Annotated in this window: 8 protein-coding genes; 3 read left to right on the top strand and 5 right to left on the bottom strand. The window is 71.8% G+C overall.

The features are described from left to right. The first annotated feature begins 45 nt into the window (after positions 1-45). The 3 genes from ACIBJC_RS20115 to ACIBJC_RS20105 all read left to right on the top strand — a co-directional run bounded on the left by ACIBJC_RS20115 (position 46) and on the right by ACIBJC_RS20105 (position 5,477). Positions 46-1,515: an FGGY family carbohydrate kinase gene (locus ACIBJC_RS20115; protein WP_399294092.1), complete on the top strand. Its 1,470-nt coding sequence runs from the start codon at positions 46-48 to the stop codon at positions 1,513-1,515. A 297-nt stretch (positions 1,516-1,812) separates the two neighbouring features. After that, on the top strand, positions 1,813-3,546 hold the full coding sequence (locus ACIBJC_RS20110; RefSeq protein WP_399294089.1) for an ABC transporter ATP-binding protein: 1,734 nt from the start codon (positions 1,813-1,815) through the stop codon (positions 3,544-3,546). Continuing rightward, on the top strand, positions 3,546-5,477 hold the full coding sequence (locus ACIBJC_RS20105; RefSeq protein ID WP_399294086.1) for an ABC transporter ATP-binding protein: 1,932 nt from the start codon (positions 3,546-3,548) through the stop codon (positions 5,475-5,477). The genes ACIBJC_RS20110 and ACIBJC_RS20105 overlap by 1 nt, the downstream gene beginning before the upstream one ends. Positions 5,478-5,532: 55 nt before the next feature. On the opposite strand, the gene ACIBJC_RS20100 is transcribed toward ACIBJC_RS20105, so the two are convergent. The 5 genes from ACIBJC_RS20100 to ACIBJC_RS20080 form a co-directional block, all read right to left on the bottom strand. Next, positions 5,533-6,777 carry a sigma-70 family RNA polymerase sigma factor gene (locus tag ACIBJC_RS20100; protein ID WP_399294083.1) on the bottom strand — a complete coding sequence of 415 codons (1,245 nt, stop codon included), beginning with the start codon at positions 6,775-6,777 and terminating at the stop codon, positions 5,533-5,535. 305 nt (positions 6,778-7,082) lie between these two features. Next, a complete protein-coding gene (dnaG, locus tag ACIBJC_RS20095; RefSeq protein WP_399294080.1) occupies positions 7,083-8,987 on the bottom strand; it encodes a DNA primase in 1,905 nt (634 codons plus the stop codon). A 94-nt stretch (positions 8,988-9,081) separates the two neighbouring features. Next, the gene (locus ACIBJC_RS20090; RefSeq protein WP_399294077.1) at positions 9,082-10,359 is read right to left on the bottom strand and encodes an NAD(P)/FAD-dependent oxidoreductase; all 1,278 of its coding nucleotides are present in this window, start codon (positions 10,357-10,359) and stop codon (positions 9,082-9,084) included. Between the two features lie 221 nt (positions 10,360-10,580). After that, positions 10,581-11,912: a deoxyguanosinetriphosphate triphosphohydrolase gene (locus ACIBJC_RS20085; protein WP_399294074.1), complete on the bottom strand. Its 1,332-nt coding sequence runs from the start codon at positions 11,910-11,912 to the stop codon at positions 10,581-10,583. A 25-nt stretch (positions 11,913-11,937) separates the two neighbouring features. After that, complete coding sequence (locus ACIBJC_RS20080; protein ID WP_399294071.1) at positions 11,938-12,939, bottom strand: sirohydrochlorin chelatase; 1,002 nt, start codon at positions 12,937-12,939, stop codon at positions 11,938-11,940. Positions 12,940-13,090: the final 151 nt, after the last annotated feature.

Here is a 13,090-nt window from a genome sequence, read left to right as displayed (position 1 = left end):
CGGCCGCGCGCTGTTCATGGCGCGCGTGCGGCAGAATCGGGTGTCATGGGAATAGTCGCCGGGTTGGACAGTTCGTCCGGGTTCACACGTGTCGTCGTCTGCGACGCGGACACAGGTGCCGTACTCCGCCAGGGGTACGCGCACCACGCCGTCGAACCCAAAGCCACCGAGGTCGACCCTCAGGTGTGGCTGCTGTCCCTCGGTGAGGCCGCCTCGGGCGGGCTGTTGGAGGGCGTGCAGGCCATCGGCGTGTCGGCGCAGCAGGACGGCATGGTGGCGCTGGACCGGCAGGGCAACCCCGTACGGGCCGCGCTCATCGGCAACGACAAGCGCGCGCAGGTTGCCGCCGCCGATCTGATCGACGCGCTGGGCGGGCGGCAGGCGTGGGCCGAGGCCGTCGGGTCCGTACCGCAGTCGAGCCGGCTCGTGGCGAAGCTGCGCTGGATGGCGCGGACCGAGCCGGACGCGGCGCACCGCACCGCGCTGGTGCTGCAGCCGCACGACTGGCTGGTCTGGCAGTTGCTGGGTCGTCCCGCGCGCCGGACGACCGACCGGGGCGCGGCGTCCGGGACGGGCTACTGGTCGGCCCGTACGGGGGCGTACCGGCCGGATCTGGTGGAGCTGGCGCTCGGGCACCAGGCGGCGCTGCCGGAGGTGCTCGGTCCCGCCGACGCGGCGGGGACCACTCCGGAGGGGCTGCTGATCTCCGCGGGGACCGGCGAGACGATGGCCGCGGCCTTCGGCCTGGGGGTCGGGATCGGGGACGCGGTGGTGTCGCTGGGCGCCTCGGGTTCCGTGATGGCCGTGCACCACGAGGCGGCGGCCGACCCGTCCGGGCTGATCACCTCCTTCGCGGACGCCACGGGCATGCATCTGCCGGTGGTCCACACGCTGAACGCGGTCAGAGCGCTGCGCGGTACGGCGGAGCTGCTGGGGACGGCGGATCTGAGTGAGCTGTCCGCGCTGGCGCTGAAGTCCACGCCGGGCTCCTCGGGGCTCGTGTTCCTGCCGTATCTGGAGGGCGAGCGGACCCCGCAGCTCCCGCACACGGCGGGCACGCTGACCGGGCTGCGGCGTGAGTCGATGAAGCCGGAGCATCTGGCGCGGGCCGCGTTCGAGGGGATGCTCTGCTCGCTCGCCGACGCAATGGACGTGCTGCGCGCGCGGGGGGTGGAGGTGCGCCGGGTGTTCCTGCTGGGCGCCGCGGCCGAGTTGCCCGCCGTGCAGGCGCTGGCGCCGTCGATCTTCGGCGCGCAGGTCGTCGTACCGCAGCCGGCGGACTACGCGGCGCTGGGGGCGGCGCGGCAGGCGGCGTGGGCGCTCGGGGTCGCGCAGGGGACGCACTCGCCGCAGCACCCGCCGGCCTGGCAGGGCGCGGCCGCGCAGGTGTTCGAGCCGGGTGACGACACGGCGGTGGGGGCGGCCGTACGGCATCAGTACCGGGCCACACGGGAGCAGGTCCACCCGGGGGCGTTCGGGCCCGGGGCGCTCGGGCAGGGACCGCTCGGCGGCTGAGGAGGCCAGGGGCGGCGATCGGGGGCGCTCGGGGGTCGAATCCGGGGCGCCTCAGGGGCCGCTCGGGGGCTGGGCACGGCTCGGCGCGGGGAGGCTGATCCCGGGAGTCACGCGGGGAAGGTGGAGTGCTGCGACGCGTGTCTGCTCGGAACGTTCTTGACCCGTCCTTGGACTTAAACCCTTGGGGTTCGGCGGGTGGCGTACCGCAAGATGGAGGGTCGGGACCCCCCTGATCTTCGCCGACCGGTCTTCGCCGTTCGGCCCAGCCGAATCCGAGCCGAGTCCGAAAGACTGCGTGTGCTGCTACGACTTCTGCGAGCCCATCTCGCCCCGTACAAGAAACCGATAGCCCTGCTGGTGGCGCTCCAGCTTCTGCAGACGATCGCCACCCTCTACCTGCCGACCCTCAACGCCGACATCATCGACAACGGTGTGGTGAAGGGGGACTCCGGCTACATCCTGCGGTTCGGCGGCATCATGATCGCCGTCAGTGTCGTCCAGGTGATCTGCAACATCGGAGCCGTGTACTACGGCGCGCGGACCGCCTCGGCCCTCGGCCGGGACGTGCGGGCCGCCGTCTTCGGGCAGGTGCAGAGCTTCTCCGCCCGTGAGGTGGCCCGCTTCGGGGCCCCCTCGCTGATCACCCGTACGACCAACGACGTCCAGCAGGTGCAGACGCTGGTCCTGATGTCGTTCACGCTGATGGTGTCCGCGCCGATCATGTGTGTGGGCGGCATCGTCATGGCCCTCGGCCAGGACGTGCCGCTGTCGGCGGTGCTGCTCGCGGTGGTGCCGGTCCTCGGGATCTCCGTGAGCCTGATCGTCAAGAAGATGCGGCCGCTGTTCCGTACGATGCAGACGCGGCTGGACACGGTCAACCGGGTGCTGCGTGAGCAGATCACCGGCAACCGCGTGATCAGGGCGTTCGTCAGGGACGAGTACGAGAAGGGGCGCTTCAAGGGCGCCAACACCGAGCTGACCGATGTCGCGCTGTCGACCGGCCGGCTGATGGCGCTGATGTTCCCGACCGTGATGACGGTCGTGAACCTGTCGTCGATCGCCGTCGTCTGGTTCGGCGCGCACCGGATCGACAGCGGCGGGATGCAGATCGGGGCGCTGACCGCGTTCCTCGCGTATCTGATGCAGATCGTGATGGCCGTGATGATGGCCACCTTCATGTTCATGATGGTGCCGCGCGCCGAGGTGTGCGCCGAGCGCATCAAGGAGGTGCTGGACACCCGGTCGAGCGTCGTGCCGCCCGAGAACCCGGTGCGGGAGCTGCGCCGGCACGGACATCTGGAGATACGGAACGCCGAGTTCCGATTCCCGGGTGCCGAGGAGCCCGTCCTGCGGGAGGTCTCGCTGACCGCGCGGCCCGGCGAGACGACCGCCGTCATCGGGTCGACGGGCAGCGGGAAGTCGACGCTGCTCGGGCTCATACCCCGGCTGTTCGACACGACGGACGGGGAGGTGCTGGTGGACGGTTCCGATGTACGCGGGCTCGACCCCGCCCTGCTGGCCAGGACGGTGAGCCTCGTACCGCAGAAGCCGTATCTGTTCTCCGGGACGGTCGCGACGAATCTGCGGTACGGCAACCCGGACGCGACCGACGAGGAACTGTGGCACGCGCTGGAGGTGGCGCAGGCCAAGGAGTTCGTCACCACGCTGGAAGGCGGGCTGAACGCGCCCATCGCGCAGGGCGGCACCAATGTCTCCGGCGGGCAGCGGCAGCGGCTCTCCATCGCGCGCACGCTGGTGCGGCGGCCGGAGATCTATCTCTTCGACGACTCGTTCTCGGCGCTGGACTACGCGACGGACGCGGCGTTGCGGGCCGCTCTGACGCGGGAGACCGCCGAGGCGACCGTACTGATCGTCGCCCAGCGGGTCTCCACCATCCGCGACGCCGACCGGATCGTCGTCCTGGACGAGGGCCGGGTCGTCGGCGAGGGCCGCCACCACGAGCTGATGGCGGACAACGAGACATACCGGGAGATCGTGCTCTCCCAACTGACCGAGGCGGAGGCTGCCTGATGAGCGGTCCTGGCGGACGCATGATGATGGCCGGTGCCGCGTCGACGCAGCGGTCCATGGACTTCAAGGGGTCGGGGAAGCGGCTGCTGCGGCGGCTGGCGGTGGAGAGGGCCACGCTGTGGTGGATGGTCGGCGCGGGCGTGCTCAGCGTCGGGCTCTCGGTGTGGGGCCCGAAGATCCTCGGGCACGCGACCAACCTGATCTTCGCGGGGGTGATCGGCCGGCAGAGCCCGGCGGGCGTCACCAAGGAGCAGACCATCGACGGGCTGCGGGCCAAGGGGGACGACGGGCTCGCGGATCTGCTCTCCGGGGTGGACTTCACCCCGGGGCACGGTATCGACTTCGGCGCGATCGGCACCGTACTGCTGACGGCGCTGGCCGTGTACGTCGGCGCCGGGCTGCTGATGCTCGTGTCGAGCCGGCTCTCGATCCGGGTCATCAACCACACGGTGTTCCGGATGCGCGAGGACATCCAGGCGAAGCTGTCGCGGCTGCCGCTGTCCTACTTCGACCGGCAGCCGCGCGGCGAGGTCCTCAGCCGGGCGACGAACGACGTGGACAACATCTCGCAGACCCTCCAGCAGACGATGGGCCAGCTCGTCAACTCCCTGCTGACGATCATCGGCGTGCTGGTGATGATGTTCTGGATCTCGCCGCTGCTGGCGCTGGTCGCGCTGGTGACGGTGCCGCTGTCGGTGCTCGTGGCGGCGAAGGTCGGCAAGCGGTCGCAGCCCCAGTTCGTCCAGCAGTGGAAGGTCACCGGCTCGCTCAACGCGCATGTGGAGGAGATGTACACCGGGCACTCCCTGGTGAAGGTCTTCGGGCGGCAGGACGAGTCGGCCGAGATGTTCCGTGAGCAGAACGACAAGCTGTACGAGGCCGGGTTCAAGGCGCAGTTCAACAGCGGGATCATGCAGCCGCTGATGTTCTTCATCTCCAACCTCAACTATGTGCTGGTCGCGGTGGTCGGCGGGCTGCGGGTCGCCTCCGGCACGCTGTCGATCGGCGACGTCCAGGCGTTCGTCCAGTACTCCCGGCAGTTCTCGACGCCGCTGACCCAGGTCGCCTCGATGGCCAACCTCGTACAGTCCGGGGTCGCCTCCGCCGAGCGGATATTCGAGCTGCTGGACGCGGACGAGCAGGAGGCGGACACCCCGGCGGTGGAGCGGTTGCGCGGGGCACGGGGCCAGGTCGTCCTGGAGGGCGTCTCGTTCCGGTACGAGCCCGACAAGCCGCTGATCGAGAACCTGTCGCTGGCCGTGGAGCCGGGGCAGACGGTGGCGATCGTGGGTCCGACGGGGGCGGGCAAGACGACGCTGGTGAATCTGCTGATGCGGTTCTACGAGGTGACCGGCGGCCGGATCCTCCTGGACGGCGTGGATGTGGCGCGGATGTCGCGGGAGGAGCTGCGGTCCGGGATAGGCATGGTCCTCCAGGACACCTGGCTGTTCGGCGGGACGATCGCGGAGAACATCGCGTACGGGGCATCGCGCGAGGTGTCGCGTGATGAGATCGAGGAGGCGGCGCGGGCCGCGCACGCGGACCGGTTCGTACGGACCCTGGCGGACGGCTACGACACCGTCATCGACGACGAGGGTTCGGGCGTCAGCGCCGGTGAGAAGCAGCTCATCACCATCGCCCGCGCCTTCCTGTCCGACCCGGTGATCCTGGTCCTGGACGAGGCGACCAGCTCGGTCGACACCCGTACCGAGGTGCTGATCCAGAAGGCCATGGCGCGGCTGGCCCACGGCAGGACCAGCTTCGTCATCGCGCACCGTCTCTCCACCATCCGCGACGCGGACGTCATCCTCGTCATGGAGAACGGCAGCATCGTCGAACAGGGCACGCACGACCAGCTCCTGGCGGCGGACGGCGTCTACGCCCGCCTCTACCAGGCGCAGTTCGCCCAGGCGGTGGTCGAGGTCGACTGACAGCGGTGCAGGAGGCGGCGGGGCTTCGGGGTCTGGTCCGTACCGGCCGTACGGATCAGTCCAGGTAGCCGCGGAGCTGGTCGGCGTAGGCGTGGTCGCGGAGTTTGCCGAGGGTCTTCGACTCGATCTGGCGGATGCGCTCGCGGGTCACGCCGAAGATCCTGCCGATCTCCTCCAGGGTGCGCGGCCGGCCGTCGTCCAGGCCGTAGCGCAGCTGCACGACCTTGCGCTCGCGCTCGCCGAGCGTGGAGAGCACGGCCTCCAGGTGCTCGCGGAGCAGCAGGAAGGCCGCCGACTCGACGGGGGACGCGGCGTCGCCGTCCTCGATCAGGTCCCCGAGCGCGACATCGTCCTCCTCCCCCACCGGGGTGTGCAGGGAGACGGGCTCCTGGGCGAGCCTCAGCACCTCCCTGACGCGGTCGGGGGTCAGTTCGAGCTGGGCGGCGACCTCCTCGGGGGCCGGCTCGTGGCCGCGCTCCTGGAGCATCCTGCGCTGGACCCGTACGACCCGGTTGATCAGCTCGACCACATGGACCGGCACGCGGATCGTACGGGCCTGGTCGGCGAGGGCCCGGGACATCGCCTGGCGGATCCACCAGGTCGCGTACGTCGAGAACTTGTAGCCGCGCGCGTAGTCGAACTTCTCGACGGCCCTGATCAGGCCCAGGTTTCCCTCCTGGACGAGGTCGAGCATGGTCAGACCGCGGCCGACGTACCGCTTGGCCACGGAGACGACGAGGCGCAGATTGGCCTCGATGAGGCGGCGCTTGGCCATCCGGCCGAGGACGACCAGCCGGTCGAGGTCCAGGGCGAGTTCGGAGTCGAGTTCCTTGTCGAGGTCGCTGGCGGCGCTCAGCTTCTCCTCGGCGAAGAGACCGGCCTCGACGCGGCGGGCGAGGTCGACCTCGTCGGCGGCGGTGAGCAGCGGGATACGGCCGATCTCCCGCAGGTACTGCCGGAAGAGGTCGGACGAGGGCCCGCCGGTGTCGGCGCGGCTGCCCCGCCGTGCCGCGCGCTCGGGCACGAGGGACTCCTCCACAGGGTGCTCGGTGAGGGGCCCGAGGGAATCAAGGGGCTCCGGAGACTCCGGGGACGCCGAGGGCTCTGGGGACTTCGGGTGTGCGGTGGGGTCCGGGTGAGCTGTGGGGTCCTCGGGTTCGCCGCGCTCCACGGATGTTCCGGGGAGGAGCGTCTCGGGGTGGTGGGTGGCGCGGCTCTGCGGCGGTACGGCGCCGACGCGTCCGGCGGTGGACACGTCCGGCGTCTCGGCCGGCGTCTCGGTCAGGGTCTGGGTCTGCACGGGGGGCGACCTCCAGGGTGATCGCTGCCGGTTCGGGGGCGTACGGCAGCGGGGCGGGGGCGGCCGGGCCGCCTTCCGTCCCGTACACGATGAGCGGATCCGCGGGGGTGGGGTGTCCATGCCGATGGACGGGCCGCGCTCCGAGGACTCAGGCACCGCACCCCAGTGTGGGGCACGGGATATCGCCGCCACGAGGGGCGTGCGGGGACTTTCTGAGTCCGGTCCGTAACCGGGCCGTTACAGGGGTACGGCCGGGGCGGCCCCGTGCGGGCCCCCGGCGGGCCCGGTCGGGCGCGGCGCCGCTGTCAGAGCGCTTCCGCGCCGCGTGCGCGCAGCGCCTGACCGTACTGCTGGAGCACCCACAGCTCCTTCTGGACGGCCTCATACCGCTCCGGGTCGCCCTGGCTGCCCAGTCGGGTCAGCGTGCCCGTGACGTCCTGGATACGGCGGTCCACGGCGCGCAGCCTGACGTGGACGAGCTGCTGTCCCGCGTACACCTCGTCGATGGTCTTGCCCCGGAAGACCTCCACCGCCAGCTCCGTGACCATGGCGCGCACCGCGTCGTTCGGCGCGGCCTCACGGACCCGGGCCAGATACTCGGGGGCGGACTGGAGGCCCGACTCGGCGCCGCCCGCGTCCTCTATCGCGCGGCGTACGGCGGCGTAGGGCGGGGCGGTGAACTCGTCCTCCCCGTAGGCGTCGAAGGCCGGGGAGACCAGTTCGGGCCGCTGGAGGGCGAGCTTGAGGAGCTCGCGCTCGGTGCGGTGGGCGGGGCTGCGGAGGGTGAGCGCGGGGCCGGAGGGGGCCTGCCGCGCCTCGGTCTCGTACGGCTGTCGCGCGCGCTGCTCGGGACCGGCCGACGGGCCCCGGCCGCCGCGGTCGCGCGCCCAGCGGGCCACCTGCGCGACACGCTTGACGACGAACTGGGTGTCGAGGATGCCCAGGATGCCGGCGAGCTGGACGGCGACCTCGTGCTGCGACGAGCCGTTCTTGATACGGGCCACGATCGGCGCGGCCTCGTCGAGCGCGGCGGCGCGGCCCGCCGGGGTCTCCAGGTCGTACCGGGAGACGATCTGGCGGATCGCGAACTCGAAGAGCGGTGTACGGGGTTCCGCCAGGTCCTGGACGGCGGCGTCGCCCTTGGCGAGGCGTAGGTCGCAGGGGTCCATGCCGTCGGGGGCGATGGCGATGTAGGTCTCGGCGGCGAACTTCTGGTCGTCCTCGAAGGCGCGCAGCGCGGCCTTCTGGCCGGCCGCGTCCCCGTCGAAGGTGAAGATCACCCGGGCGCTGCCGTTGTCCATCAGGAGCCGTCGGAGGATCTTGATGTGGTCGCCGCCGAAGGCCGTGCCGCAGGTGGCGATGGCGGTGGTGACCCCGGCGAGATGGCAGGCCATCACGTCCGTGTACCCCTCGACGACGACGGCGCGGCTGGACTTGGCGATGTCCTTCTTGGCCAGGTCGACGCCGTACAGCACCTGGGACTTCTTGTAGATCGCCGTCTCGGGGGTGTTCAGGTACTTCGGTCCGTTGTCGTCGTCGCGGAGCTTGCGCGCGCCGAAGCCGACGACCTCGCCGGAGATGTCGCGGATCGGCCACATCAGCCGGCCGCGGAAGCGGTCGATGGGGCCGCGGCGGCCGTCCTGGGAGAGCCCGGAGAGCATCAGCTCCTTGTCCGTGAAGCCCTTGCCGCGCAGGAAGCGGGTGAGGTGGTCCCAGCCGACCGGGCTGTAGCCGACGCCGAAGTGCTCGGCCGCCGCCTGGTCGAAGCCGCGCTCGGCGAGGAATGTCCGGCCGACGGCGGCCTCGTCCCCGGAGAGCTGGTCCGCGTAGAACTGCGCGGCGATCTTGTGGGCCTCGACCAGCCGCGTACGCTCGCCGCGCTGGCTCGCGGGGTTGTACCCGCCCTCCTCGTACCGCAGCGTGACGCCCGCCTGGGCGGCGAGCCGCTCGACCGTCTCCGAGAAGGAGAGATGGTCGATCTTCATCACGAAGGCGATGGTGTCCCCGCCCTCCTGGCAGCCGAAGCAGTGGAAGAGACCCTTGCTCGGACTGACCTGGAAGGAGGGGGACTTCTCGTCGTGGAAGGGGCAGAGCCCCTTCAGATTGCCGCCGCCCGCGCTGCGTAGCTGGAGGTACTCGGACACGACGGCGTCGATCGGGACCGCGTCCCGAACCGCCTTCACGTCGTCATCGTTGATCCTGCCTGCCACGCGTGAATTCTACGGGGATCCACCGACAGTCTCGGACACCCGTCCCGCCTCTGCCTCCGTCGGATGTCGGGGGTGAGGTGGCGGATACCCGCTGTCAGGTGCCCAGGGACGCGAGGGGGACGCCCGGGTCGGCGAGGGCCTCCAGGTCCTGGCGGGCGCCGGAGCGGATCAGGCGCTGGATGTCCTCGGTGACGTCCCAGACGTTGACGTTCATCCCGGCGAGCACCGTGCGGTCCTTCAGCCAGAAGGCGACGAACTCCCGCTTTCCCGCGTCGCCGCGTACGACCACCTGGTCGTACGAGCCGGGCGGCGCCCAGCCCGAGTACTCCAGGCCGAGGTCGTACTGGTCGGAGAAGAAGTACGGCACACGGTCGTAACGGACGTCCAGGCCGAGCATCGCGCGCGCGGCGGCCGGGCCGCCGTTCAGCGCGTTCGCCCAGTGCTCGACGCGCACCCGGTCGACGCCGAGCGCGGCTCCCCACCCCGGCAGCGGGACGGCGGCCACGTCCCCGGCCGCGAAGATGTCGGGGTCGGAGGTGCGCAGGGCGGAGTCCACGGCGATGCCGCCGCCCGTGGGCCGGCCGGCGAGCGTGAGCCCGGCGGCCTCGGCGAGGGCGGTGCGCGGGGCCGCGCCGATCGCGGCGAGCACGTCGTGCGCCGGGTGCTCCTCGCCGTCGTCCGTACGGGCCGCCAGGACCATGCCGTCCTGGCCGACGATCTCGGTGAGCCGGGCGCCGAAGTGGAACCGTACGCCGTGCTCCTGGTGCAGATCGGTGAAGAGCTGGCCCAGTTCGGGGCCGATGACCCGGTGGAGCGGAGTCGCCTCGGGTTCCACGACGGTGACCTCGGCCCCGTAGGTGCGGGCCGCCGCGGCGACCTCCAGGCCGATCCAGCCCGCGCCCGCGATCACGAGATGGCCGTTGTCCCGGCCGAGGGCCGTCAGGACCTGGCGCAGCCGGTCCGCGTGGGCGATCCGGCGCAGATGATGGACGCCCACCAGATCCGTACCGGGGACGTCCAGCCTGCGCGGCTCGGCGCCGGTCGCCAGAAGCAGCTTGTCGTACCGCAGCGAGGTGCCGTCGCCGAGGTGCACGCACTTGGTGTCGCGGTCCACGGAGGTGACGCTCTGGCCGAGGTGCAGCTCCACCTGGGCCTGCGCGTACCAGGCGGGCTCCTGGACGAAGACGCTGTCGCGCTCTTCCTTGCCGGCCAGATAGCCCTTGGACAGGGGTGGGCGTTCATAGGGGTGGTCACGCTCGTCACCGATGAGGATCACCCGGCCGGTGAACCCCTCCTTACGGAGGGTCTCCGCGGCCTTCGCCCCGGCCAGCCCTCCGCCGACGATGACAAATGTCCGATGTGCGTCGACCACTTGATGCCTCCTCTTCTTGCTGCCGCCATCTGCGAGCGTCCCGCACGGAGCGTGATGGCGAAAGAGGGAGCGCTCCACGGGCCTGACTCTCGGCCGGATCCGACAGGGTCCGACGTGATCCGGTTACCGAGGTTCTGCTGAGGTGATCCGGTTACCGGTTACTTCGTACACGCCCGCGTCGGAAGGTGTGCGCCATGAGGGGCGCGGGTCGCTCATTCGCCTCAGGTGGAACGGGTCAGTTCGGCGTGGAGCGAGCGGGCCGCCGCGTCCGTGAGCGAGGCGATCTGGTCGACGATGACGCGTTTGCGCGCCCGGTCGTCGCCCGCTGTGGCGAACAGCGCGCGGAACTGCGGGTCGAGCCCGCGCGGGGCCTGATCCGTCAGCGCCCGGGCCAGTTCGGCCAGGACGACGCGCTGGTCGGCGCGGAGCACCTCCTGTTCGGCGCGCTGCATGACGTAGCGGTCGGCGACGGCCTTGAGGACGGCGCACTCGTGGCGGGCGGCGCGCGGGACCACGAGTTCGGCGGCGTACCGGGTGAGCGGGCCCGTACCGTATGCCCGCCGGGTGGCACCCTCGGCGGCCTCGCAGAAGCGGCCGATGAGCTGGCTGGTGGCGTCCTTGAGGCGGGACTGGGCGAGGGCGGAGCCGTCGTGGCCGTGCGGCCACCACTCCTGCGCCATGAGCCGGTCGAGGGCGGCGGCCAGCTCGCCCAGGTCGGTGTCCGCCGGTACGTAACGGCCGATCGCGACCGCCCAGATCCCGCTCCGTTCGGCCTCCGAGGAGAGGGCGGCGGGGTCGACGTGGCCGGCATGGAGCGCGTCCTCGAAGTCGTGGACCGAGTAGGCCACGTCGTCGGACCAGTCCATGACCTGCGCCTCGAAGCAGATCCGGTCCGCCGGGGCGCCCGCGCGGGCCCAGCGGAAGACCGGCAGGTCGTCCTCGTACACCCCGAACTTCACCGAACCGGGCTGGGTGGGGTGCGCGCCGCGCGGCCACGGGTACTTGGTCGCGGCGTCGAGTGCGGCGCGGGTGAGGTTGAGGCCGACGCTGACGAGTTCGCCGCTCTCCGGGGACCGGACGAAACGCTTCGGCTCGATCCGGGTCAGCAGCCTGAGCGACTGGGCGTTGCCCTCGAAGCCGCCGCAGTCGGCGGCGAAGTCGTTGAGGGCCTGCTCGCCGTTGTGGCCGAACGGCGGATGGCCCATGTCGTGGGCCAGACACGCGGTCTCTACGAGATCGGGATCGCAGCCGAGGGCCGCACCCAGCTCGCGGCCCACCTGGGCGCACTCCAGGGAGTGGGTGAGACGGGTACGGGGACTGGCGTCCCACTCCTGGCTGCGCGAGCCGGGGGTGACCACCTGGGTCTTCCCGGCGAGCCGGCGCAGGGCGGCGGAGTGCAGCACACGCGCGCGGTCACGCTGGAACGCGGTGCGGCCGGGGCGTTTGTCGGATTCGGCGTCCCAGCGTTCGGTGGCCCGGTCGTCGTACGCGCTCGCCGGTGCCGAGGGGTGCGGTGGGGTGATTCCGGTGGTGCCTGTGCCTGTGCCTGCCATGCACCGACCGTAACCGGACGGCGCGCTACGCGGGGGCGAGGAGGCGGCGGCCCGCCGTGCCGTGCGCCGTCGCCAGCGCCTCGTCGTAGCGGTGCAGCAGCAGCCGGGCCATCGCGGGGTGCGCGCCGAGCGGGGCGGCGGCGATCCAGGGCGCGTCGGCGGCGCTGCGGGTGGCGAAGTGTCCGGGCGCGGTGAAGTACGAGGCGATCGCGGTCCGGTGGCGGCCCCGGGCGGCGAGGGCGCGCAGCGCCTCGGGGACGGTGGGCGAGGCGGCGGAGGCGTACGCGGGCAGGACCGGGACGCCGCCGAGGCGCTCGCTGAGGAGGTCTGCCGTACGGCGGGTGTCGGCGGCGGACTCCGGGTCGCGGGAGCCCGCGGCGGCCAGGACGACGCCGGCGGCGGCGCGGTGGTACGGGCCGGGGTCCGCCGGGGGCGTGAGGTGCGGCGGATGCCCGGGGCCTGCGTGCCAGCCGGCTTCGAGGAGCCGGTCGTACAGCGTCTCGACCAGCAGCGGATGCGGGCCGAGCGGGGCCGCGACGCGCGTCTCCAGCCGGGGCGCGGCGGCGGCGGCGAACGCGGGCAGGTCGCGCTTGATGTGGACGCCGCGGCTCAGCAGCAGCGGTACGAGGACGGCCCGGCCGGTGGCGAGGGAGGCAAGGGTGTCGGACAGGAGCGGTTCCTCGATCTCGATGTGGCCGAGGCGTACGTCCACGCCCGGGCGCAGTTCGCGTACCCGGTCCAGCAGTGTCGTGACGGTGCGCAGGGCGCGCGGGTCGCGGCTGCCGTGGGCGACGACGACGAGGGTGGGGTGGCGCATGCTCCTGCGGGCTCCGTTCCGTGTGACGTGGCTGAGCTGGTGACCGAGCTGGGCGGTGATCCGGCCGAAGAGCTGCGCGGCGCTGTCGGGCAGCGGCGCCTTCGCGAGGCCGGCGCGGTGCGGGCCCGCGGGGTCCGCGCGGTGCGGGTCCGGCGGGCTGCCGGGGTGTGGCCGCGGCGGTGGCATGCGGTGGTGCGCCGACTCCGTCATGAGCCGATACTGCCGGACCCGGGTTGCCGGGTGGTTGCGCGGCGGTGACGGGTGTTTTCCACCACCTCACAGACGCCGCGGGGGCGTTGTCAGACCCGTCACCTACTGTGATCTCAGTTCGGAAACCAGAGGTCGGGGAGGGGGTCCTGCC

This window comes from Streptomyces sp. NPDC050509 (assembly GCF_044457965.1).
Classification (GTDB): domain Bacteria; phylum Actinomycetota; class Actinomycetes; order Streptomycetales; family Streptomycetaceae; genus Streptomyces.
Note: the sequence above shows the minus strand (reverse complement) of the source record. Positions and strands in the feature narration are given on the sequence as shown.